This window comes from Amaricoccus macauensis, assembly GCF_014201905.1.
Classification (GTDB): domain Bacteria; phylum Pseudomonadota; class Alphaproteobacteria; order Rhodobacterales; family Rhodobacteraceae; genus Amaricoccus; species Amaricoccus macauensis.
Map to the genome: position 1 here is coordinate 318,333 of NZ_JACHFM010000001.1, position 23,099 is coordinate 341,431.

Sequence of the window (23,099 nt, forward strand, 5' to 3'; positions counted from 1 at the left end):
CTCTCCGGGACGGTCATATTCAGATGTCGAGCACCAGCAGCTTCGAGCGCGAGCGGGAAACGCAGAGCGTCATGAGACCAGAGTCACGCTCCTCATCGCTGAGGAACAGGTCGTGGTGCTCCGGCTCCCCTTCGAGGACCGGCGTCACGCAGGTTCCACAGACCCCCTGCTCGCAGCTCGTCTGCACTTCGATCCCGGCCTCGCGCAACACGTCAATGATCGCCTTGTCGGAAGGCACGACGAATTCGACACCCCGCTTGGCAAGGCGAACCACGAATTCGTCCGCGCCCGGAACCAGCTTCGGTGGCGCCGCCGAGAAGTGCTCGGCCACGATCCCTCCCGGCGCCCAGCCAAGGCCTTCGGCACTGCTGCGAACCAGGTCCATGAATGGCCCGGGACCGCACATGTAGATAGCATCGTCGTCGCCGGGTTTCCCGAGGATTTCCTCGATGACCTCGGTGAGGAGCGGCGGCACGAGACCGAAATGATACGACACCCGGTCGGACCATGCACTTTCGTTGATCATCCCGCGAAACGCGAGCTCGCTGTTCGAGCGGGCGAAGTAGTGAAGCTCGAAGTCGGCACCACGCGCCGCGAGCGCCTGGGACATCGAGAGCAGCGGCGTGACACCGATACCACCCGCAAGCAGGAGGTTGCGGCCAGTGTTCGGGCGCAGCGCGAAGTGGTTCTTCGGCCGGCTGATGCGGAGGGTACAGCCCTCCTGAAGCGTCCCGTGCATCGCGCTCGATCCGCCGCGTCCGTTCTGCTCACGCTTGACGCCGAGAACATAGCGGCTGCGGTCGGAAGGATCGTTCAGTAATGAGTACTGTCGGACAATCCCCTGGATCGGAAAGACGTCGATGTGCGCTCCCGCCTCGAAAGGCGGCAGGGTGTCCCCGGACTTTGGCACGAGCACGAAACTGCGGATCTCCGACGTCTCCGGGCGCACGCAGCGCACGATGACCTCGAGATCTCCGTCAGACGACGGCAACTGCATCAGATGAACTCCGGAATGCCGGACATGGCCCGGAACCGCGGCAGGCGACGGAAGTCGCGCATCCAGTTGCGCAGTGCCGGATACTCCTCATGGCCGAGGCCGCCGTCGCCGGCGAGAGCGACGTAAGGGAAGCAGGCGACGTCGGCGATCGTCGGGGTATCGCCAACGATCCAGCGCGCACCCGCGATCTCGCGGGCGGTCAGGTGGTCGTCGAGCACCCGGAAGGCCGCGCGCGCCTTCCGGCGCGCCTCCTCGATGTCGAGCTCGTAGCCGAGCGCATCGTGAAGGCGGGCGGCCGAGGCGGCCATCAGCTCGCCACCGGCGAACATCAGCCACATCATCACCGGTCCGAAGCGCTCGGCGTCGCGAGGCAGCCACTCGCCGGAGGCGTCGTGGCTGTTCGCGAGGTGGCAGAGGATCGCCTGCGCATCGCGCAAGCGAAGCCCGTCTTCCTCCAGCACCGGGATCTGCCCCAGGGGGTTGATCTCCCTGAATTCCGGCGAGCGATGCTGACGCCCGGGGTAGAAATTCATCTGCACGCGCTCGTACTCGAGCCCGAGAAAGCCGAGCATCAGCCGCACCTTGTAGCAGCTGCCCGAGAGCGAATAGTCGTAGAGCCGGATCGCCATCTTCAGGCCGCCTGTTTCTCGAGAATGCCGAACCGGATATCCATCGCCTTCAGCCAGCGCCGATAGGCGATCGAACTCGCATCCGCCCGGGTCGGCAGCTCGGATGTCGGATCAAGCGGCAGGAGCGCCGGGCGCTGGTTCTCGAGGATCACCCGGTCCTGCAGGAAGATCGACTGCTGGAAGTCGATGAGATCGCCAACCGTGCTCACTTCGTCGACGATCGCCATCGGCATGTAGGCGAGACACTCTGTCTCACGCTTCGGCTGGATGAAGACGCAGATCGCGTCGTTGCGCGAGGGATCGGTGACGACGTTCTTGTAGAGCATGACGCTGAAAGGCGACATCACGCGGTAGACATACCTGGTGAGCTGACCGCCGGTCGCGGCCTTCGAGGCCGCCGGCTGGTAAAAGGTGCAGTCGATCGCCCAGATCTCGTCCACTTCCTTGCGGTGCTCGGTGCGGTAGGCCAGCACCTCGGTCTGATCGAGGGCGCCGAGGACATCGGTGTGGATGAAGGCAAAATGCGCCATGTCGAGGAAGTTCTCGACGAGGCGGTACGGGCTGGTGTTGACGCCGACGTTGCCACAGCCAGTGATGCGCCGGTCAGCTTCGTCGAATTCGGCGATCTCGGGCAGCGGCCGCGGCGTGTCGCCAAGCGTCGTGAAGACGCAGGTGTATCGAACCTGTACCGGCAGCTCACGCTCCGTGGTGCCGTCCACCGCCGCCACACGGTAGCTGTCTTCGCCCGTCCGCTGGACGTGGATCGGCTGCCCGAAGATCATCGTATCGAGGCTGCCGCCCACGGGGATCTGCCCGTCCCATGCGCAGGGAACCCACTGGTTCAGGGCAACGGGGTCAGTCGTAACAGTCATCTCGCTCTCCTCATGCCCGCTCGATATCGTCGCGCAACCGCTCCAGCCGTCGCGCCAGTCCCGCCCGCTCGCTGGCGGCGCGCGGGCCTCTGGCGACCGCGTGGAGCGCGGTCCGCTCGTCGTCCATTGCATGAACGGCGACGAGGACGCGAAGCTCTGGCCCGATCTCCACTTCCGCGGCGTTCTCAGCCACCATGTGCACCGGTCCCTGCTGGCCGAGATCACAGTTCAGCAGCGCCTCCAGCACCGGGCTGGCCGCGGCGTGAACGAAGAGGCTGCGCACCGGTTCCCATCCCTCGTCGGGGCCGAGATCGGGCAGCGCTGCGCCGTTGGAACCGCCATCGAGCTTCGTCCAGACGATCCCGTAGCGGGTCTCGGACGGATAGGTGCTGGCGCAAATGGTCTTCGGCGGCGCCAGCGTCGGGTGCGCGGGGATCGCGAGGCACTGACCGTCCGTCGCGTAGGTCCAACCGTGATAGATGCAGCGCAGCGTTTCGCCGCGAACGAAGCCGAAGCTGAGGCGCATGCCGCGATGCGGGCAGCGATCCTCCCAGACCCTGACGGGTCCCTCCTCGCCGCGCCAGACCGCGAGGGCCTGACCGTCGAGGATCACCGGGTTGCTCGAGGCCGCCTGGATCTGGTCGTCCAGTGCCACCCCTGTCCAAAGTTCTCTTGCAACCGACACCTGGCCCTCCTGCTGGATGCGATTCGCACGCTAGCCTTGCTTGTGCCGCACTCACAGACGATTATGTTGAAACAGGTGTTCGAGATTATCGAACGGGAGTGATCAGGGTGCAGCTCGACGACGTCTCGATCTTCCTGCAGATCGCCGCGAGCGGCTCACTCTCCTCGGCGGCGCGCGATCTTGCCCGGCCGAAAGCGACGATCAGCCATCAGCTGCGACGGCTGGAGGAGGAGATCGGCGCCTCGCTCTTCACCCGCTCGGCGAACCGCATGGTTCTGAGCGAGGCCGGGCAGGAGTTCCACGATCACGCCCGCAACATCCGCCGCGCCTGCGAGCGTGGCCTCGACGCGGCACGGCGGCGGCAGGACGTGGCAGCGGGCAAGGTCCGTATCGGCTCAGGCGGCGAGTTCACCTCGAACCTGATCGCGCCGCTGGTCCTGTACTTCGCGCGCCACCATCCGCTGTTGCGCATCGAGGTGATGGTCCTGCGCGGCGAGGCGCTGCTTGGAGCGCGCGACAGCCTCGACTGCATCCTCTATCTCGGTGAGCCGCCCCTGCCCCAGGTCTCCGAACTGACGGCCCGGCTGCTCTCGCGGTTTCCCTTCGGGCTCTACGCAAGCCCGGGCTACCTTGCCACGCACGGCAGGCCGGCTTCGCCGCGCGATCTGCGCGCACACGACCTGATCGGCTTCCACAACGGCGACAGCCTCGCCCTTTGGGAACTCGAGAACGATTCGGAAGAATTCAGCGTTCACCCGAACGCCCGATTTGTGTCCAACGACTACTGGGTCGCCAAGCTCGCGGCGATTCATGATCATGGGATCTGCTTCATCCCGCACTTCTTCGCCGGTCCCGAGGTATCCGTCGGGCTGCTTGAGCCCGTCCTCTCCGAATGGCGCTCTCGCGATGTCCCGATGTACGCGCTGTTTGCAAGCCATCGCCAGAACAACCCGAACACGCGTCGGCTTATAGACGTGCTTTCAAAGAACTTTTCGGACGTGTTCTCGTATCTGTACACAGCGACCCGCAAGGACACCCTGTCCCGCAACCACAGATGAGGATGCGTGCCCCCCGGGCCCCACGACGATCCGCGACGGCCGCAGGCGGGACACGGGAACAGCTCCAGCCGGGGCGACCAGAGAAACCGGGCCTTCAGCCATGGCCTTTGTCATCTCTCCGCAGGTCTTTCTGCCGATGTCGCGGAGCTTGCCAGGGACAATATCCCAGCCTGTCGCTGGTCGCGGGCGTCAAGGGAGGGAGCCGATGAAACGAGGTCTGCATCAACCGGGTCGGCAGCCGCGAACGGCGGGTGCCCGCCCACGACACACAGCCTCGTGGCATCGGGTGAATTTGCCATGAGCGGCGAGCGTCACCGGATCGAGGTTGACGATGCCTACGTCATGGCGATCGGTCGAGCCGTCTTCGTGTTCTCCGTTCTCGAATGGAATGCCGCCTTCTGTTGCGATCGGCTGGAGCCGGGCTACCTCAGGACGGTGGAGCAGAAGAAGCGGACCGCCGGCGGCATCGCCGGTGATCTGCTCGCCCAGATCCAGGGGCTGCCCGCGAAAGACCCGCGTCACGCGTGCCGGGATGCTGCCGTCCGGTTTGACGAACTTGTCGAAGTCAGAAACGCGCTGATGCACGGACGGCCGGGCACCGCGGAAGGCGGCAAGCAGCGCCTCTTCAGGGACGGGGACGACTGGACCATCGCCGAGATCGAAGAAGCGGCCGATCAGTTCGCTGCGTGCAGCATCGAACTCGGCGACCTGCTGCACGGGGTGCTGGCGCCGTGAGCCGGCACCCGGATGCCGATGAGCGCGCTGCCTGAGCGCGGCGCCGTCGTGATCGCGCAGGAAGGGTCGCCCGAGGATCTCTACAGCCGGCCGCGGACGCTCTTTGCTGCCGACTTCATCGGCAACAACGGCCGCCTTGAGGGCAAGGTGATCGAGACGCGCGACGGCTTCACCTCCCTCGACTGCGACGGGCTTCGCGTAGCGGGTCGGATCGGCGTGGCGCAGCGCTCTCCGGGCGACTCCGCGACGGCAGGCGCCCGGCTCGACCGGCTCGGCCTCGGTGCGCCGGGGAGCCTGACTGCGCCGAGATGCGCCGCGTCACCTCGATGTTCCTCGGCGAGCAGTGGGAGAACGTTCACCGTGTCGGCGACCACAGCCTCCCGGTACTGACCGAGGGGCCGGTCGCGACCGAGACGTCGCTGATCCGCATCCCGCGGCAGGGCGTCTGACCCCAAGGGCACCGTCCATGAAGCGGGAAGCGCCGGGACTCCCGCCCCGGCGCTGTATTCGTCCAGACCAGGAGATCGCCCAAGGCCTGCGACGACAGACGACGCATCACGTTCAGGATGCCGCCAGGCGATCATGGAAGAACTGCCGGAAGCTCCACCCGTCGCCCGTGCGGTCGAAGACGTAGACAAGGTCATAGCGGTCTTCAGGCCAGCTTTGCGGCACCGTTGTATCATTGCCGACGATCAGGTTGCCGATCTCGGCGATGTCCTGATGCTGCCAGCAGATCAGGACGGTGCCCGAACGGCCGAGGGCGTCATCGACAAGGGCCTGCTCCTCGCCCTTGGTGTGGGTCGTCACCGGCGCCAGTTTGAGCGCTTCCGCGAGCGGGGTCACTGTCTGGATCGGGCGCCTGCTGTGGCTGCCAACCTCCACGTGCTTGCCGTCGATCCATACCTTTTTCTTGTCTGCGCCAGCGGCGAAGATGACATCGGGACGGGCCACGAACCCCCTGGCCCCGCCCGGGTCGGGTCCGGCGAAGATCGCCGCCAGCGCCCCTGCATGCTGCCAGCCGCGGACCGTCAGGGACTCCGGGTCAGCGGTCCCGTCCTGTCGGATGCCGATCTGTTTTGGCTTGTGCGTCGGCTTTCGGGCGTGACGGATGACAATGATACGATCGGGCGGCATTGCACACCTCTCGGACAGGGCCTTCCCAAGGAAGGCTCCGCGCGGGCGCCTCGCGTGTCAACCTCGGTGCTGCGGTCAGAGGCGCCGTCGTATCCGTACCGGAGATGATGGGCGAACGTCTCCACGTATCCGCATCTGGCGGCCTGGACGGCCGATCGCCGTTCGGCCCTGCCATCTCGGCGCAAGGCATGCGGCATGACTTGCAAGCTTCCTCACGGCAACACCCGGGCAATTTGTCGAAGACCTCGATTTCCCCGGGGCGACAACTTTGCCGCAGTGTGCAACCTTGGATTGCCCGATGACGGGTTGGACAACAGAGTTCTGGCAAGAAGGGGACATTTTTAAGGCTGAAGTGCACCGATCTCACGCAGTCGAGACAACCTCAATACAAGATTCATGAGGCACTCACGGTAAAATAGGGGGTATCCTGCCATGCCAAACAGTAATGACACCGGCACCCAGTGGTGGATCAATGATCAGACGCCAGATAATCTGTACGGAAAGAGCGTAGATTACGAAGCGTTCCTTGACTACCTCGGAGACTTGTACCGGGATCTGACGCCGGAAATCGCCGCCGGCACGCTGAGGATCAACGTTCAGGAACTCAACGACCACCCCGAATACAAGGCCGCCGCGATCGGCGCGCTGGACATGTGGTCGTCTGTCACCGCCCTGCAGTTCGAGATCGTCGACGACGCGCCCTTCGACGCGGAAACCGACTGGATCGAGGTGGTCAGCCCCGAGGTGGGTGAGGAGGACGACGGCAGCGCCTACTCGGCCAATCGCTACGTCAGCATCGGCCAGCGCTTCCACGACACCGAGCCCGACAAGACCTCGCTGGGCGGCTATGTCTTCGACTCGTATGTCCATGAATTCGGCCACGAGTTCGGCCTGAACCATCCGGGCCTCTACAATTACAGCGGCCCCGGCGGTGTGCAGATCAACTACCTGAACAACGCAACCTGGATCTACGATCGCCAGCAGTACAGCGTCATGTCCTATTTCGACGGGATCGACGTGGGCGAGACCACCCGCTGGTCGGCGGTGACGCCCCTCATGGCCGATATCGAGGCGGTGACCCGGCGCTTCTTCTCGACCGTCGATGATGAAGGCAACCGAACCTACCAGCACATCGACCTCAACACGGGCGACAATGTCTACGGCTTCGGCAGCACGCAATATGGCTACAAGCTGACCTCTTCGGGCATGCAGCATGACATCGGCTTCGTGATCCACGACACCGGCGGCAGCGACACGATCGACTTCTCCGGCTCGACGGCTGGCACCATCCTCGACCTGCGCGCCGGACAGTTCTCGAGCGTCAATGGCCACAGCAACAACGTCTCGATCTTTGCCGGGCACAACGCCAACAGGGGCGACTACGTCATAGAGACCGGCATCGGCAGCGAGTTTGCCGACATCCTGATCGGCAACGGCGGCGCCAATATCCTCGACGGCCGCGGCGGTGCCGACAGCATGGCCGGCAACGGCGGCAACGACGTCTACTTCGTCGACTCCATGGACGACGTCGTGAGGGAAACGAGGGGCGGCGGCGAGGACACCGTCATCCTGCTCTCCCCCGACCTCGACATCAGCAAGATCGCCAACGTCGAGCATATCGTCCACGCCGACCCGTCAACGATCCCGCCACGTGGCGGCGATGGACCCTCGCCGGACGTCGGCGCCGTGGCGGCGGCCAGCGTCATTCAGGGGACCGACGCGAACGAGACGCTCGATGGCGGCGCCGGCGGCGACGTGATCCTCGGCAACGGCGGCGACGACCTGATCATCGGCGGCCGTGACTCGCTCGCAAGCCGCGACATCAACAACACGATCGACATCGCCGATCTCGAGGATCAGACCGAGAGCGACGATGGCAACGACACGCTCTTCGGCGGCGCCGGAGACGACGTGATCCTCGGCGGACAGGGCGACGACATCCTGAACGGCGGGACCGGCAACGACACGCTGAGCGGTCAGGCCGGAGTCGACGTCTTCCGGGGTGGTGCGGGCATCGACACGGTCGACTACAGCAAGGAGAGCCCGTTCCAGCTGCTGGTGAACCTCGAAACCAACACCGCCAGCGGCGGCACCGGCTCGGGCGACACGTTCTTCAGCATCGAGAACCTGATCGGATCGGACGATCGCATCGACCGGTTCATCGGCACCTCGGCAGCAAACCACTTCTGGGGCCAGGGCGGCGGTGACTACTTCAACGGCCGCGGCGGCAACGATGTCCTCGACGGCGGTGCCGACGGCGACATCCTCTATGGCGAGGGCGGCAACGACACCATCATCGGCGGCTCCGGGCAGGACTATCTGAACGGCGGGGCCGGCATCGACACCGTCGTCTACGCCGGCAGCTCCGATGGCGTGACCGTCGATCTTGCCGCCGGCGAGGCCAGGGGCGGCGACGCTGACGGGCCGGTCCAGATCGTTGGCCGGGGCGCCGCGATCCGTCACGACATGCTCGCAGGCTTCGAGAACGCCACCGGCTCGTCCTTCGACGACCACCTGATCGGCACCTCTCAGGCGAACGTGCTCCGGGGCGGTGCGGGCGATGATACGCTGACCGGTGGCGGCGGCGCCGACCGGCTGAACGGCGGCGCGGGCAGCGACACGGCCGACTACGCCACGTCGGCCAGGGGCCTCGTGCTCACGCTTCAGGGTGCCGGGTCCGGCGGTGATGCCTATACCTCCATCGAGAACCTCGCAGGTACGGGGCACAACGACCGGCTGACCGGCGATGGCGCAGCCAACGTGCTGACCGGACAGGGCGGCCGCGACGTGCTCGACGGCGGCCGTGGTGACGACAGCCTGTTCGGCGACTACGCCTATCAGGGCGAGGCACCGCCCCGCCCGGGCCTGGGCAGCGGCTACGCCACCCTCGGAGCGGACGCCACCAACAACTCGATCGCCGACGCCTTCGACATCTCTCAGAACTTCTCCCTCGCCAGCGACCCGGACATCTTCGACTCGACCACCATGCTGCACTCGACGGTCAACGCGACGGGGAACGGCAAGGGCGGGTTCTACAAGGTCGATCTCGCCGCCGGCACGGTGCTCACCGTCGACATCGACGGGATCGCCGACCCGGATGTCCATGACAGCTGGCTCCGGCTGCTGGATGCGGACGGCAACATCATCGCGGAGAACGACGACGGCGGCGGCGATCCCGGCTCGGTGACGTCGCGGGACTCGAGCCTCGTGCACGTCGTGCAGGAGACCGGGACCTACTACATCCTGGAGGGGTCCTGGTCGCCGGACGCTCCGGGCGACGGCTGGGCGGAAGCCGTGCCGGAAGGCTCGACCTACAAGGTGAACGTGTCGGTGGAGTTTCCGCCGGAGCCGGTCGAACCCGGTGTCGCCGGGGCGGACGTGCTCACCGGCGGCCGCGGCAGCGATCTCCTCGATGGCGGGCTGGCGGCCGATACGCTGACCGGCGGCGCCGGGGAGGACTCGTTCCGCTTCACGACTGCCCTCGGGAACGGCAACGTCGACCGGATCACCGACTTCAACGTCGCTGATGACATGATCCTGCTCGACAACCTCATCTTCGAGGCGGTCGGCGGCGACGGCGCCCTTGCCCTCCGCGCTTTCCACAGGAGCGCGTCGGGCCTCGCTCATGATGCCAACGACCGGATCATCTACGATACCGACAGCGGCTTCCTGACCTACGATGCCGATGGCACGGGCGATGACGCCGCGATCCGGTTCGCGCGGCTCGATACGAACCTGAACCTCTCGGCCAGTGACTTCGCCGTCATCTGACCCGACGACACCGGAAGGGCGCCACAGGGGCGCCCTTCACACCGGGAGCGAACATGCCCAAGGAACCGACTGACCGCCGCACGGTGCTGAAGACCGCCGGAGCGGCGGCTCTTGCCGCGGCTGCCGGGCCAGCCGCCGCGCAAACGGCCGAGCTTCGCGGCACCGTGACGTTCGAGGGCGGCGCGGCGGTGCCGGAAGGCCATCTCGACGTCTATCTCGAAGACCCCGCCCTTCCCGACGCCGCCGCACGTCGCCTCGCCGGAACACGGCTCGACAGTGACGGCACGGCCAAGGCAATCGCCTTCACCCTGCCCGCCCCGGGCGCGGCCGCGTCGCCGACGCTGCGGATCGTTGCCCGTCTGGAGCGGGCCGACGGCTGGCTGATTGCACGGGGCAGCGCCCCGACGGCAACCGGCGCGCCCGTCGCCGTCAGGCTCAACGTCGTCACGTACTGACGGGCTCCGGGGTCGCGTGACCCGTCGCACGGCGCGCCGCCGCCTTGCGCGCGACACGCTCGCGGATGCTGTCGACGTTGATCCGCGGCGTCGCGGCGAAGAGCGTGCGCGTGTAGGGATGTTCCGGCGCGGCGAAGATCGCGTCGCGGCTGCGGTACTCGACCGCCTCGCCGAAATTCATCACCATCACGTCGTCTGCCACGTGGCGCACGACCGAAAGGTCGTGGGAGATGAAGACGTAGGTAAGCCCGAACTCGTCCTGCAGGTCCTGCAGCAGGTTCAGGATCTGCGCCTGCACCGACAGATCGAGTGCGGAGACCGGCTCGTCGAGGACCAGAAGCGCCGGCTGGACCATGATCGCGCGGGCAATGGCGATGCGCTGGCGCTGGCCACCGGAGAACATGTGCGGATAGCGGTTGAAGTGCTCGCGCTTCAGCCCGACCTTCAGCAGCATCTTCATTGCCCGGTCGCGCCGCTCGCTGTCAGGAAGATTGGTGTTGAGCTTCAGCGGCTCGGCGAGCACGTCGCCGATCTTCTGGCGCGGGTTCAGCGAGCCGTAGGGGTTCTGGAACACGATCTGCACCTTGCGGCGCAGCTCCGGCGAGATGCCGCGCTTCGCGATCTCGACCTTCTGGCCCTCGATCAGCAGCTCGCCCCCGGTCGGCGAGTCGATCATGGCGATGATCCGGGCGAGCGTCGACTTGCCGCAACCGGACTCGCCGACAACCGCGAGGGTCTTGCCGCGCTCGACCTTCAGGTCGATCCCCTTCAGCGCCCGGACGGTGCGCGTGCCGCCGAACATGCCGCCACTCACATAGTCGCGGGTGATGCCACGGGTCTCGAGGACGGGCGTCGTCTGATCGGCGGTCATTTCATCGCCTCGGCAGGGGGCGCGAAGTCGGAAACGGTCGGCAGCCGCCCGCTCCCGGCGTTCTCCGGCAGGGCGGAGAGCAGGGCGCGGGTGTAGGGGCTCTCTGGCGCCGAGAACAGCGAGACGACGTCCGTGTCCTCCATCTTGCGGCCGGCATACTGCACGATCACCCGGTCGGCGGTCTCGGCGACAACGCCCATGTCGTGGGTGATGAGCACGAGCGCCATGCCGTTCTCCGCCTGCAGCCGCAGCAGAAGGTCGAGCACCTGTTTCTGGACCGTCACATCGAGCGCCGTCGTCGGCTCGTCGGCGATCAGGAGCCTGGGCGTGCAGGCGGTGGCGATCGCGATCATCACCCGCTGGCACTGGCCGCCGGACATCTGATGCGGGAAGGAGCCAAGGCGCCGTTCGGGCTCGGGAATGCCCACCGCCTGGAGGAGCTCGATCGCCCTCTGGTGACGTGCCGCCGCGTCGAGATCGGTGTGCTTGCGCAACGTCTCCTCGATCTGGAAGCCGACCGTGAAGCACGGGTTGAGGCTCGCCACCGGCTCCTGAAAGATCATCGCCATCTCGCGGCCCGAAAGATCGCGGCGCTGGCGCGGGCTGAGGGTCAGGAGATCGCGTCCGTCGAAGCGCATCACGTCGGCTTTCACGATCGCCACCGGCGGCAGGAGGCCCATCACCGCAAGCATCGCCACCGACTTGCAGGATCCCGACTCGCCGACGATCGCCAGCACTTCGCCGACGTCGACGGAGATATCGATCCCGCGGACGGCGTAGAACAGATCGCCGGAGGCCGTTTCAAAGGAAACCGACAGGTTGCGGACCTCAAGGAGCGCCATCGCTTCAGCTCCGTCTCAGCTTCGGGTCGAAGGTATCGCGCAACCCGTCGCCGATCAGGTTGACCGCAAGCACCGTGATCAGGATGGCGATGCCCGGCATCGTCACCACCCACCAGGCGCTGGTGATGAACTCGCGCGCCTCCGCGAGCATGGTGCCCCACTCGGGCGTCGGCGGCTGCGCGCCCATCCCGAGGAACCCGAGGGCCGCGGCGTCGAGGATCGCGTTCGAGAACGAGAGCGTCGCCTGAACGATCAGCGGCCCGAGGCAGTTCGGCAGGATCGTCCGCACCATCAGCCGCAGATTGCTCGCGCCCGCCACCCGTGCCGCGGTCACGTACTCCCGGTTCTTTTCGGCGATCACCGCGCCGCGCGTCAGCCGGGCGAAATGTGGCTGCAACACCACCGCGATCGCCAGCATGGCGTTGAAGAGCCCCGGCCCGATGATCGCGACCAGCACGAGGGCAAGCAGCAGCGATGGGAAGGCGAGGATGATGTCCATCACCCGCATGATCGCGGAGTCGATCCAGCCGCCGAAGTAGCCGGCGATGAGCCCGACGAAGATGCCGCTGACAAGCGCAAGCGCCACGACCACGAGACCGATCACCAGCGAGAACCGTGCGCCAAAGATCAGCCGCGAGAGGATGTCGCGCCCGAGGGCGTCGGTCCCGAGCAGGAACTCCGGCCGACCCCTCTCCAGCCACGCGGGCGGCACCAGCAACGCGTCGCGGTACTGCATCGTCGGATCGTGCGGGGCGAGAAGCGGCGCGAAGATCGCCGTCAGGACCAGCAGCGCGAGGACGACGAGCCCGATGACCGCGCCGCGGTTGGCGAGGAAATAGTGCCAGCTCTCGCGCCACGGCGCGATCGGCGGCGGGCCTAGCGGCTCCTGCTCGGCGGTGCCGAGGTGGGGGTCATCTGTAGCGGACACGGGGATTTATCAATCCATAGAGGAGGTCGACGGTCAGGTTGACGAACATCACCACGGCGGCGATCAGAAGCAGCCCGCCCTGCACCACCTGGTAGTCGCGCCGGGAGATGGAATCGATCATCCACTTGCCGATGCCGGGCCAGGAGAAGATCGTCTCGGTCAGGATCGCCCCGCCGATCAGCACGCTGACCTGCAGGCCGATGGTGGTGACAACGGGGATCAGGGCGTTCCGCAGCGCGTGCAGCCAGATCACCCGTCGCGGCGTGAGGCCCTTCGACTTCGCGGTCATGATGTAGACCTCGCCCAGCACCTCGAGCATCGCCGAGCGCGTCTGCCGGGCGATCACCGCGAGCGGGATGGTGGCGAGCACGATCGTCGGCAGGATCAGGTGCTGCACCGCCGACCAGAACGCCGCGGGCTTCCCCGCGAGCAGGCTGTCGATCAGCATGAAGCCCGTGACCGACGGGAAGAACTGGGTGAGTGCGATCCGCCCGGAGACCGGCGTCCAGCCGAGCTTGGTGGAGAAGAGGATGATGAGAAGCAGCGCCCACCAGAAGATCGGCATCGAGTAGCCGACGAGCGCCGTCCCCATGGTCACCTGGTCGATCCAGCTGCCGCGCCGGATCGCCGCGAGGATGCCGGCCGCGATGCCGAGCACGCTCGCGAGCACGATCGCGCAGAGCCCGAGTTCCAGCGTCGCCGGGAAGCGGGCCATGAACTCGCTGAGCACCGGCTTCTTGGTGGAGTAGGAGTAGCCGAAATTGCCGTGCAGCAGGCCGCTCACGTAGTCGACGTACTGCTTCCAGAGCGGCTGGTCGAAACCGAACTGCGCCATCAGCTCGGCGTGACGCTCGGCCGAGACCCCGCGCTCGCCCGCCATCAGGATCACCGGATCGCCGGGCAGCAGGCGGATGAAGATGAACGCGACCAGCGTGATGCCGATGAATGTCGGCACGATCAGCAGAAGTCGGTTCAGGATGAAGCGGACCATTTACTCCCCCCGACAGACGGGCGCCGCCATCTGGCGCCCGCTCGGTTTAGCCGCTGCCGCAAGCAGCGGGCCCGCGTTACTCGGTCTTGCTGACGCCGACGAAGCGGTGAATGCCGACCGGGTCCTGCACGAAGCCGGTAACGTTCGCGCGCATCGGCATGGTCTCGATCGAGTGGGCGATCGTCGCCCAGGGCGCCTGCTCCTTGAAGACTTCCTGCGCCTTGAAGTAGAGCGGCTTGCGCTCTTCCTGGGCGACCGTGAGCTTGGCCTCCTGGATCAGGTCCTCATAGGGCTGGTAGCACCACTGGGCGCGGTTGTTGGCCCCGACCGCGTCGCAGCCGAGCAGGACGCCGAGGAAGTTGTCCGGGTCGGCGTTGTCGCCGGTCCAGCCGAGCAGCACCGCCCCGTCGCGGTCCTTGGCCGAGGACCGCGCCAGATACTCGCCCCACTCCATCGACACGATCTCGGCCTTGACGCCCACCGCGTTGAAGTCGGACTGGATGAGTTCGGCCATGCGACGGGCGTTCGGGTTGTACGGCCGCTGCACCGGCATCGCCCAGAGCTTCATCGAGAGCCCGGTGACGCCCGCCGCCTCGAGCTCGGCCTTCGCCGCCGCGGGATCGTAGACGTCGTCGACAAGGTCCGGGTCGTGTGCCCACGACGTCGGCGGCAGCGGCGACACGGCGGCGGTGCCGGCGCTCTGGAAGACCGCGTCGATGATCGCCTTCTTGTTGATCGCCTTGTTGAGCGCCCTGCGGACCTCGGGCTTGTCGAACGGCGCGACCAGCGTGTTGTAGGCGAGATAGCCGATGTTGAAGCCTTCCTGCTGCATCACCTGCAGATCGGGATTGGCCTTCAGCCCCTCGATGTCGGCGGGGTTGGGATAGGGGATGATGTCGCACTCGCCGGCGACGAGCTTCTGCTGGCGCACGCCCGCATCGACGGTGATCGCGAAGATCAGGTCATCGATCGGCTGCTTGCCGTTCCACCAGTCCGGGTTGGCCTGATAGCGGATCACCGCGTCCTGCTGGTAGTCGACGAAGGTGAACGGCCCCGTCCCGACCGGCTTCACGTTGAACTGCTCCTTGGTGCCCGCCGCCTCGAGCTGGTCGGCGTACTCCTTCGAGACGATCGAGGCGAAGTCCATCGGGAAGGTCGCGAGGATGGTGGCGTCCGGCCGGCTCAGCACGAACTTGACCGTCATGTCGTCGACCTTGACGATCTCCTTCAGCGAGCCCGCCATCGTCGAGCTGAAGTACTCCCAGGCGATGCCCGGCGCGTACTCGTACCACGGGCTCGCCTTGTCGGACTGGCGCATGAAGCTGAAGACCACGTCGTCGGCGTTCATCTCGCGCGTCGGCGTGAAGTAATCGGTGGTCTGGAACTTCACCCCCGGCCGCAGGTGGAAGGTGATCTCGGTGCCGTCTTCCGACACGTCCCAGCTCTCGGCGAGACCCGGCTCGGTCTCGGTCGAGCCCTTCTTGAACTCGATCAGCCGGTCATAGACCGTCCGCGAACTGGCGTCGAAGGTGGTCCCGGCGGTCCAGGGAGCCGGGTCGAAGCCCTCTGGCGAGCCCTCGCTGCAATAGACCAGTGTCGACGCATGGCCGGCGCCTGCCAGGACAAGGCTCGTCGCGGTCGCCGCGAGCAGCATCTGAATCAGTTTCACGCAACCCCCCTCCGAATTGCTGCGACGCTCTCAGGCTCGGGATTCGTGTGCAAATCTGCGCCCTAAAGCGTTCTGTTCCGTTATGTACAGCGCGACGTTAGGTTATAAGCCGGCCCCGGCGCAATAGGAACGAGAGGAGAATGAGAATGGGCGGATCGACTCGTCTGGACCGGTTGCGAACCGCGATGGAAGATCAGGATCTTGACGCCACCGCGATGGTGCCGGGCCCGAACTTCTATTTCCTGACCGGCGCGCACTTCCACCTGATAAAGCGGCCGACCGTCCTCTTCGTACCCCGCGAGGGACCAATCCATGCCGTCATCCCGCTTCTTGAGCAAACGAAGTGGGAGAGCGTCGCGCCCGACGCCGTGACGATCTACTGGCAGGACGCGGACGGCTATGACGACGCCTTCGCCGCGCTCGCCGCGCGCTTCTCGCCCGCCCGCATCGGCCTCGAGGGCCAGCGGATGCGCGTCTTCGAGGCCGATGCGATCCGCCGCGCCTTCCCTGACGCGAACGTCCGCGATGCCCACGCCACGATTGCCCGCATGCGTCTTCACAAGGATGCGGACGAAATCGCGGCGCTGCGGCGCGCGATCGGGATCAGCGAGGCGGCGCTTGCCGCCGCCCTCCCCCATGCGGTCGCCGGCATGACCGAGACGGCGTTCCGCCAGCGTCTGGTGATCGAGATGCTGGAGCGCGGCGCCGACGGGCTCGCGTTCGATCCCATCGTGCTCTCGGGGCCCGCAGCCTCCGACCCGCACGGCACGCCAAGCGCCGGGCGCAAGCTCGAACACGGCCAGCCGCTGCTGCTCGACTTCGGCGCCGCATGGGGCGGCTACAATGCCGACATCACCCGCACGGTCTTCATAGGCTCCGCCACGCCGGAAGCCCGGGACGTCTACGCCGCCGTCCTCGCCGCCAACGAGCTCGGTCGCCGCATCGCCGCGCCGCCAATGACCCTCGACGAGCTCGACCGCCAGGTGACCGCGAGCCTGCGCGACTCAGGGTATGGCGACCTCGTCCTCACCAAGACCGGGCATGGCCTCGGCCTCGACGTCCACGAGGCGCCGCAGGTGATGATCGGCAACATGACGGCGATGGAGCCGGGAATGGTCTTCACGATCGAGCCGAGTCTCATGCACGCCGGCGTCCTCGGCATCCGCATCGAGGACGACGTGCTGGTGACGCCGGACGGGGTCGACTCCCTCACGAGCTTTGACCGGGAGCTCACCATCGTCGGGTAGATGACGGGCAGAGCCGACCGAATGGTCATGTGCCCTCGGGCCACCACCCGAGGGCACGAACAGGCCGGTTTCAGAGAATGAAGTCCCCCGCGCCAAGCCCGTGGCCGTCGGCGATCCCCACGTGGAAGTCAGCGACCTTGTCGCCGTTCCGGTCTCCCGAGACCATGCCGTTCTTGTACCGGAGTTCGCCGGCCGTGCCGCTGAAGCCCTTCTCTCCGATGAATACGAAGGCCTGATTGCCCTTGGCCCTCACGTCGGCGTCGATGCCGCTGAGGTCGATCCGGTCGCCCTGGCCACGCCGGAAGTCGGTGATCACGTCTCCCGCCGCCTCGGCCGCGCTTGCGAACACGAAGCGATCGGCGCCCGGGCCTCCGGTAAGGGTGTCTGATCCCGTGCCGCCGGTGAGGACATCGTTGCCTTCGCCGCCCCCCAGGACATCTGCTCCGGAGCCGCCCCTCAGGACGTCGTTTCCGGCCTCACCCGTCAGCCTGTCGTTGCCGGCCCCGCCGAGGAGCGAGTCATTGCCGGCCCCGCCGGCAAGGGTGTCGTTGCCACCGTTGCCGATCAATGTGTCGTTGCCACCATTGCCGGCAAGACTGTCAGCACCATCGCTGCCCCTCAGGAGATCATGGCCGGGGCCTCCTGCACGCGTGCCCGTTCCGGTGTCAGGATCGGTGGCCTTTCCGCCGATGTCGAATGCTCCGAGATCGACGATGCCAGCCCTGAGCTTGCCAAGGAAGTCACTCGCCGCAGCGGCCTGCCCGGACGCGCCGCCATCGACCGCAGGCGAGTTTCCGAACACCCGGAAGTCGTGCCGGGCGGCGTCGATGAACATCGGATCGATCCCGAGAAGATTGCCATGGCCCGCAGACGCGCCAGCATTGCCTTTCGTGACGAAGACCGATGCCTCGCCGACCTTGCCGTTGAAGGTAAGGTTGTTGAGGTACTCGATGAACTGGTTCGTCATCCCCTTGAAGGAGACGTTGGCAATCGCGGAGGCCCCCTTCACCTTCGGGTCGGCAACCGCGATGTTGTTGGTCCAGGTGGTGTTGTTCGAGTTCATGTTGCTGAGCTCGGCCTTCCACGACCCGTCTGCCGCCGGGCTCTGCGAGTTGTGCCAGGACGTGTTGTTCCGAACCGTGACGTTGTCGCTCCACGCGGCCTGAATGCCGGCGCCGCCGTTGCCGAAGACGACGTTGTTCTCGACGAGGATCGGGTGCCTGTAGGCAGGGTAAGTGCCCTTGGGGCTGGTGGCGCTGTCGATGATGACACCGTTGCCATCGGTCCTGGCACCGGTCTCGGTGACGTTGTCGTAGGAGAGGTTCCCTCGGATGATGATGCGGAAGCCCTGCGTTGTCGTGTCACCCGTCACATCGACGGGATGGAAGACGGAGATCCCCGATCGGGCGTCCTCCTTGGCGTTGTCGTAGGTGGTGTTGCCCTCGACGAGGACGAAGTCGGACCTGTTGATCGAGATGCCGTTGCCGACGCTGTCGTGGATGACGTTTCGGGTGACGGCGATATGGTGGACCGAGGCGGTGGTGATGCCGGCACCGGCGCCGACGATCTCGAAGCCATCCACCTGAACGTAGTTGCCGCCGATGATGAAGCCGGCATCCCTGCCCCCACCCTCGATCCTGACCGTGCCCGGCTCCTCGGCGCGGATGACGATGTACTTGTCGGCCGCCCCGCTCTTGCCGATCCAGACCTGTTCCTTGTAGGTGCCCGACCTGACGACGAGCTCGTCACCGGCCTTCAGCCTCTGGACCGCCTTGTTGATCGACGCAAAAGGCTCGTCCGAGCTGCCGGTTTTCGTTTTGTCGTTGCCAGTGGTCGACACGTAGTAGGTCGTCATCCGCGATGCTCTCCCGTGAGGTCAATCCCAGCCCTCGCTGAGATGCGGCAACGCAACATCGAACCCCTGAGGAATCACCAAATCGATGACGTCATGTGCTTCTATTTTTATTATAAATATATAGAGTATTTATAGTTTATATAAAGTAAATGTATATTCCGATTTTTGGGACATCGGGAGTTATCTTCAGACAGGTACTTGATGAAATCGCGGCAAGTGCCCTCACCTGAACCAGAACCCTGGTCCACGCCTGAAGAAAGCTCATGCGAACCGTGGAACGAACTGGCAGGAATAGGGGCACGGCCCGGACCGGCGGACCCCGGGAGCTCGGCAGACGCGCGTCAGCGAGCGGCGATGGTCCGCCGATCGGCAGGCCCGGGAGAGGTTGCCGCAAGTGCGCGGCTATCGCTGAACCGCGACCTCGACATTGGTGGAGATGATCGCCTTGCCACCGCGGGAAAGCGTGTAGGTCCCGGTGTGTACCCCAGGCACCCACCCGGCCGACGGGCGCCGCACCCCGCCGAAGGCAAACCAGCTCACGTTGTTCGCATCGAGTACGCTCTCGTTCTTCAGCAATACCGATCCGTCCGGGTCGGTAATGCTGAAGGACTGAACATCGCCGGACTCCGCCCCGAACAGGTCCACCCAGAGGACCAGAACATCAGGATCGCGCACCGTTTCACCCAGACGCTCGTCTCCTCGACGGACCGCATCGGCGTCGGGCCGCATTGATGAGAAGCCCGCGATCAGCAACCCCGTCGGCACATAGGCAAGAGCTTGTGCCGCCGCCTCGGTCCACAACGGCGATCGGGGAGAACCGCACGTCCAGCCCCCGGCCGCTCCGGTGTAGGGATCGACCTCCGCCCCGTCCTTGCGCACGGTGAAGTGCAGATGCGGGAACTCGGTCTGCCCGGAGAGTCCGATCAGCCCCAGAGGGCTTCCCGCCTCGACCCGATCGCCCGGCTTTACCAGGACGCTTCCCGAGCGGAGATGCGAATACTGTGTCTGCCATCCTCCGCCGTGATCGATCAGAACACCGTTTCCAGCCTCCCGGCCGGCCACGGCCTCGGGACCGGTATCGCGGATGCTGACATCGGCCATGCCGTCGCGGGTCGCCTTCACGACGCCCTCTGCCGCGGCAACGACCCTGACGCCCGCCCGCATCGCGACAAGATCGCGAACCCGGATGTCCGTGCCGTCGTGCCCGTCGTAGGTGAGCCGCCCGCACCACGGATCGAGACGCCCCGGCCCGGGATCGAGGTCGACGTAGTTCTGCACGTGGCAGAGCGATCCGAAGGCACAATCGACCGGAACCCCGACCCGGAATGCCTCATCTGCCCGCCCCGTACCGGCGGCGCAGAGCATCGCCAACGCAAGCGCAATCCGCTTCATTCAAGATCCTCCTTCCCGACACCCTACCAGAAACGCCCGCGGCCCGCTCACAAGTGCCGACCCGCGAGGATCCCGCAGGCGCGCCGACCGGACGATCGGCGTACTGGTCTCGGCAAGTCGGACCGCCGCAAGGGGGGCACGCTGATTGCGGCGGACCCGGTGGACGTGTGCCGCCGGTCTCGCGGGCACCGCATTGCCGCACGCACCTGCGCCGACCGGATCGCAGCCATTCCGTGCCGTAGTCTCTTGCCTATCTCCCGGCTACCTACCTACCAGAACGGACGCGTGAGGAGCGCGCCGCGGAGGCAGCCCGCTTGTCCCGCAGCAGGGCCGGAAATTCCAGCCCGGTTGCCGCTTCTGCCCTCAGGACCACGATGGCCGCCGCGCGGGCGTCTTCTTCCGCGTGATGGTGCTCGAAATCGATGGAAAGATGGCGCTTGAGGTTGCCGAGGCCATGTCCGCCGTTGCCGGCAAGTTCCGGCCACGCGCGCCGCGCGATCTGCAAACTGTCGTACCATCGCCAGTCTGGCGCCGTGATGCCATGTCTCTCGCACGCGGCATTCACCGAGGACCGATCAAACCCGCTGTGCTGGATGACCGGCTGCCTGGCGATCGAACGCGAAAAGGTCCGAAACACTTCCGGCCAGAGGGGGGCGTCGATGACATCACGAGGCGAGATGCCGTGGATCGACGTATTGGTGAAAACCTGTCGCGGATTGACCAGTGTGGAGGTCGTATCGATTGTTCCGGCTGCTGTTACGAACGCCAGACCCAGCTGACAGATGCTGTCCCGACCACCGCTGGCCGTCTCGACGTCGAGGGCGACGAAGCGGTATTGCGTGGCGGGCCGCGCCGGGACTTTCGGCAGCGGCGCGGTCGCGGGCCTCGGCAGCGGCGGCGATCCCTGCCCGGCGGAAGCGTCGAAGGGGCGCGCCTCCGGGGTCTCCGCCGATGGCCGGGTGACACGATCTTCCCTGGCAATCCGGGCCTCCAGCGCCCGTCGTCGCCGACGCCCTCCAATGTACTTCACGATGAGGAACAGCAGGAGGAACGGGGCCGAAACCAGCGCGAGCCCGACAGCCAATGCAATGTACTGCGCGTTCATCTGCGCCCTCCCGGCCGCCCGCCGTCGGCGGCACGGAGGCGCCGCGACGCATCGGCAACGGATTTCGGCTTCATACCCTCGGTGCCGACCGTCATCGGACGTCCCGGGGAAGCTCGAACGTGCCGGCCCACAACCCGGCCGCGTTTCGTTGAGCCGCCTCCTCTGCCGGAACGTACTCACTCGAGTCTCGTCGGGCGGCAATGGCGAGCCCTTCGCCGACCATCCACCCCCCGATGTCCTTACCGCCAACGGTACAGGTGGCGAAGGTGGGCCCGGATGCACCGAGACCTTTCGGATCGCAAGTCACGGTCTGGTTCCGGATCAGGTCGGCCAGGGCCAGCGCTGCCTTCTGCCCGCAGAAATAGGTTTCTCCCGCGGCAGTCTTGCACTTCTGGCCGCCCTCGGGCGCGTCGATGCCGAAGAGACTGATGCGGGTTCCGCGAATATCGATCGTGTCCCCGTCGATGACCGACGCAATGCCGGCAAGCCCGGGGGCTTTGCCCCCGGTGCCGGCATCTGTCGCGGCCGCGGTCGGCCGGTCGGGGTCGGGCGCCGGAAGCGGCTCCCCCGCCGCCGCTGCCGCGCCGGTCACCACGGGCGCCGCTGGCGCTGCCACCGGGGGCGCGGCTTCTGCCGCCTCGGGCGCTGGCGCCATTGTCTCTGTCGCGGGCGCACCAGGCGCTGGCGGCCGACCGGATGGAGTCGCCGGGCTTTCGGCGGCATCGACGTCGGTCTGGATGTCGCGGAGCACACCCTCCTGACTATAGTCGACCCGGAACACGACGCGGCGCGACTTCTGCTTGTCTTCCTGCCCGCTCACGACGACCGGGTGCGACGAGGAGTAACCCACCGCCGTAGCGACGCTGCGCGCCCACTCCCCCTCCGGGCCGGGCACGAGCTCAAGGCAGGTCGAGAGCACCGCGTGGGCGCGCGCCTGCGAGAGCGCCAGATTGGCGAGGTACGCCTGTTCCGGTGAAAGCCCCGTCCATTCCGTTGAAGCGTGCCCTTCGATCCGAAGATCGGAAATCTCGGCGCCGCTTCGCTCAAGCGTCTGGAACCACGGCAGGCAGATCGACCCGAGGAAGGCGCGGAGCTGCGGCGTGACATCGGATCTTCCCGCGGCGAAGAGCACCGTCTCCGGGAAGACCAGCGCGCCGTCGGCGTAGATCTCGCCGCCCGCCGCGGCCACCGCCGGCCCAAGCTGACGCCGGAGGGCTTCGGTCACACGCTGACGGCTTTCGGCCGCGGCCTGCAATCGACCGGCCACGCGCTCGGCGACGGTCCGGTCCTCGCCACCGTCTCGCCAGGCCTCGCTCCCGATCAGCTCGTTCAGCCTCTCACGCTCCCCGGCGTTCGCCGCGGCGAGCTCGGCCAGTACCTCGTCGGCGCTTTCATCGCGCCACATGTCGCTTCGCACCAGGGCTTCCAGCTTGCGCCGGTCAGTCTCGTTCGCCGCGTTCAGATGCGCGAGCACTTCCCCCGTACTCCCGTGGCGCCACGCATCGCTGCGCACGAGGGCCTCGAGCTTGCGCCGCTCTGCGTCGTCGGCAGCGGCGAGCCGGGACAGGAGTTCATCAGCGCCGCTCTCGCCGATCGCTGCGAGATCTCCGAGTTTCTCCGCCAGTTGCGGGTCCTCGGGGGAGATGCCGGCCTGGCGGAAAACCTCGAGCGCGTTTCGCATGCCCGCCTTCTCCGCCTGCGACATCGCCGTGAACTCCTGCACGGCCTCAAGCCGCCTCGCGTCTTCGTTGCGCCAGAGCATCATCAGCATGAGGAGGACGAAGGCGAGCAGCATGAACGCCTCCGCGACGGTCAGCCCCATCACGGCGCCTCGCCGGTATTGCCGCGTGGACTCGGCGGGAT

20 protein-coding genes are annotated in these 23,099 nt (G+C 66.4%); 6 read left to right on the plus strand and 14 right to left on the minus strand.

Annotated elements, in window-relative coordinates:
• Window positions 1-19: 19 nt before the first annotated feature.
• From HNP73_RS01530 to HNP73_RS01545, 4 genes are read right to left on the minus strand one after another with little or no spacing between them, the layout of a single operon-like run.
• Window positions 20-997, minus strand: a complete 978-nt coding sequence (locus HNP73_RS01530; protein WP_184146438.1) for a PDR/VanB family oxidoreductase — start codon at window positions 995-997, stop codon at window positions 20-22.
• Window positions 997-1,626: a glutathione S-transferase family protein gene (locus tag HNP73_RS01535; RefSeq protein ID WP_184146440.1), complete on the minus strand. Its 630-nt coding sequence runs from the start codon at window positions 1,624-1,626 to the stop codon at window positions 997-999. Before HNP73_RS01535 ends, HNP73_RS01530 begins: the two co-directional genes overlap by 1 nt.
• Window positions 1,627-1,628: 2 nt before the next feature.
• Window positions 1,629-2,498 (minus strand): aromatic ring-hydroxylating dioxygenase subunit alpha, encoded by an 870-nt coding sequence (locus HNP73_RS01540; protein ID WP_184146442.1) that lies wholly within the window; start codon window positions 2,496-2,498, stop codon window positions 1,629-1,631.
• 10 nt (window positions 2,499-2,508) lie between these two features.
• Entirely contained in the window at window positions 2,509-3,183 is a 675-nt protein-coding gene (locus tag HNP73_RS01545) for a Rieske 2Fe-2S domain-containing protein (RefSeq protein ID WP_184146444.1), read from the minus strand.
• 107 nt (window positions 3,184-3,290) lie between these two features.
• Between HNP73_RS01545 and HNP73_RS01550 the strand changes: the two genes are divergently transcribed.
• The 3 genes from HNP73_RS01550 to HNP73_RS01560 all read left to right on the plus strand — a co-directional run bounded on the left by HNP73_RS01550 (window position 3,291) and on the right by HNP73_RS01560 (window position 5,366).
• A complete protein-coding gene (locus tag HNP73_RS01550; RefSeq protein ID WP_184146446.1) occupies window positions 3,291-4,241 on the plus strand; it encodes a LysR substrate-binding domain-containing protein in 951 nt (316 codons plus the stop codon).
• A gap of 297 nt (window positions 4,242-4,538) precedes the next feature.
• Complete coding sequence (locus HNP73_RS01555; protein WP_184146448.1) at window positions 4,539-4,976, plus strand: hypothetical protein; 438 nt, start codon at window positions 4,539-4,541, stop codon at window positions 4,974-4,976.
• An 18-nt stretch (window positions 4,977-4,994) separates the two neighbouring features.
• Window positions 4,995-5,366: a hypothetical protein gene (locus tag HNP73_RS01560; protein WP_184146450.1), complete on the plus strand. Its 372-nt coding sequence runs from the start codon at window positions 4,995-4,997 to the stop codon at window positions 5,364-5,366.
• 171 nt (window positions 5,367-5,537) lie between these two features.
• Here the strand turns inward: HNP73_RS01560 and HNP73_RS01565 are convergent, their stop codons facing one another.
• On the minus strand, window positions 5,538-6,110 hold the full coding sequence (locus HNP73_RS01565; protein WP_184146452.1) for a phosphoglycerate mutase family protein: 573 nt from the start codon (window positions 6,108-6,110) through the stop codon (window positions 5,538-5,540).
• 543 nt (window positions 6,111-6,653) lie between these two features.
• Between HNP73_RS01565 and HNP73_RS23575 the strand changes: the two genes are divergently transcribed.
• Entirely contained in the window at window positions 6,654-9,881 is a 3,228-nt protein-coding gene (locus HNP73_RS23575) for a M10 family metallopeptidase C-terminal domain-containing protein (protein WP_281379154.1), read from the plus strand.
• Between the two features lie 53 nt (window positions 9,882-9,934).
• Window positions 9,935-10,336 carry a twin-arginine translocation signal domain-containing protein gene (locus tag HNP73_RS01575; protein WP_184146456.1) on the plus strand — a complete coding sequence of 134 codons (402 nt, stop codon included), beginning with the start codon at window positions 9,935-9,937 and terminating at the stop codon, window positions 10,334-10,336.
• Here HNP73_RS01575 and HNP73_RS01580 read toward each other — a convergent pair.
• The 5 genes from HNP73_RS01580 to HNP73_RS01600 all read right to left on the minus strand — a co-directional run bounded on the left by HNP73_RS01580 (window position 10,326) and on the right by HNP73_RS01600 (window position 15,622).
• On the minus strand, window positions 10,326-11,207 hold the full coding sequence (locus HNP73_RS01580) for a dipeptide ABC transporter ATP-binding protein (protein WP_184146458.1): 882 nt from the start codon (window positions 11,205-11,207) through the stop codon (window positions 10,326-10,328). The two genes, HNP73_RS01575 and HNP73_RS01580, sit on opposite strands and share 11 nt — an antisense overlap.
• Window positions 11,204-12,049 (minus strand): ABC transporter ATP-binding protein, encoded by an 846-nt coding sequence (locus HNP73_RS01585; RefSeq protein WP_184146460.1) that lies wholly within the window; start codon window positions 12,047-12,049, stop codon window positions 11,204-11,206. Before HNP73_RS01585 ends, HNP73_RS01580 begins: the two co-directional genes overlap by 4 nt.
• Before the next feature lie 4 nt (window positions 12,050-12,053).
• Window positions 12,054-12,914 (minus strand): ABC transporter permease subunit, encoded by an 861-nt coding sequence (locus tag HNP73_RS01590; RefSeq protein WP_184147985.1) that lies wholly within the window; start codon window positions 12,912-12,914, stop codon window positions 12,054-12,056.
• Window positions 12,915-12,960: 46 nt separating this feature from the next.
• Window positions 12,961-13,968 (minus strand): ABC transporter permease subunit, encoded by a 1,008-nt coding sequence (locus tag HNP73_RS01595; RefSeq protein WP_184146462.1) that lies wholly within the window; start codon window positions 13,966-13,968, stop codon window positions 12,961-12,963.
• A 76-nt stretch (window positions 13,969-14,044) separates the two neighbouring features.
• A complete protein-coding gene (locus HNP73_RS01600) occupies window positions 14,045-15,622 on the minus strand; it encodes an ABC transporter substrate-binding protein (RefSeq protein ID WP_184147986.1) in 1,578 nt (525 codons plus the stop codon).
• A gap of 161 nt (window positions 15,623-15,783) precedes the next feature.
• On the opposite strand from HNP73_RS01600, the gene HNP73_RS01605 reads away from it, so the two are divergent.
• Window positions 15,784-16,884 carry a M24 family metallopeptidase gene (locus tag HNP73_RS01605; protein ID WP_246399457.1) on the plus strand — a complete coding sequence of 367 codons (1,101 nt, stop codon included), beginning with the start codon at window positions 15,784-15,786 and terminating at the stop codon, window positions 16,882-16,884.
• 70 nt (window positions 16,885-16,954) lie between these two features.
• Here the strand turns inward: HNP73_RS01605 and HNP73_RS23580 are convergent, their stop codons facing one another.
• The 4 genes from HNP73_RS23580 to HNP73_RS01625 form a co-directional block, all read right to left on the minus strand.
• Window positions 16,955-18,739 carry a calcium-binding protein gene (locus tag HNP73_RS23580; RefSeq protein ID WP_184146466.1) on the minus strand — a complete coding sequence of 595 codons (1,785 nt, stop codon included), beginning with the start codon at window positions 18,737-18,739 and terminating at the stop codon, window positions 16,955-16,957.
• Between the two features lie 402 nt (window positions 18,740-19,141).
• Window positions 19,142-20,017 carry a peptidoglycan DD-metalloendopeptidase family protein gene (locus tag HNP73_RS01615; protein ID WP_184146468.1) on the minus strand — a complete coding sequence of 292 codons (876 nt, stop codon included), beginning with the start codon at window positions 20,015-20,017 and terminating at the stop codon, window positions 19,142-19,144.
• Between the two features lie 379 nt (window positions 20,018-20,396).
• Window positions 20,397-21,236 carry an exonuclease domain-containing protein gene (locus HNP73_RS01620; protein WP_184146470.1) on the minus strand — a complete coding sequence of 280 codons (840 nt, stop codon included), beginning with the start codon at window positions 21,234-21,236 and terminating at the stop codon, window positions 20,397-20,399.
• A gap of 91 nt (window positions 21,237-21,327) precedes the next feature.
• The gene (locus tag HNP73_RS01625; RefSeq protein ID WP_184146472.1) at window positions 21,328-23,058 is read right to left on the minus strand and encodes a thermonuclease family protein; all 1,731 of its coding nucleotides are present in this window, start codon (window positions 23,056-23,058) and stop codon (window positions 21,328-21,330) included.
• Between the last annotated feature and the right edge of the window lie 41 nt (window positions 23,059-23,099).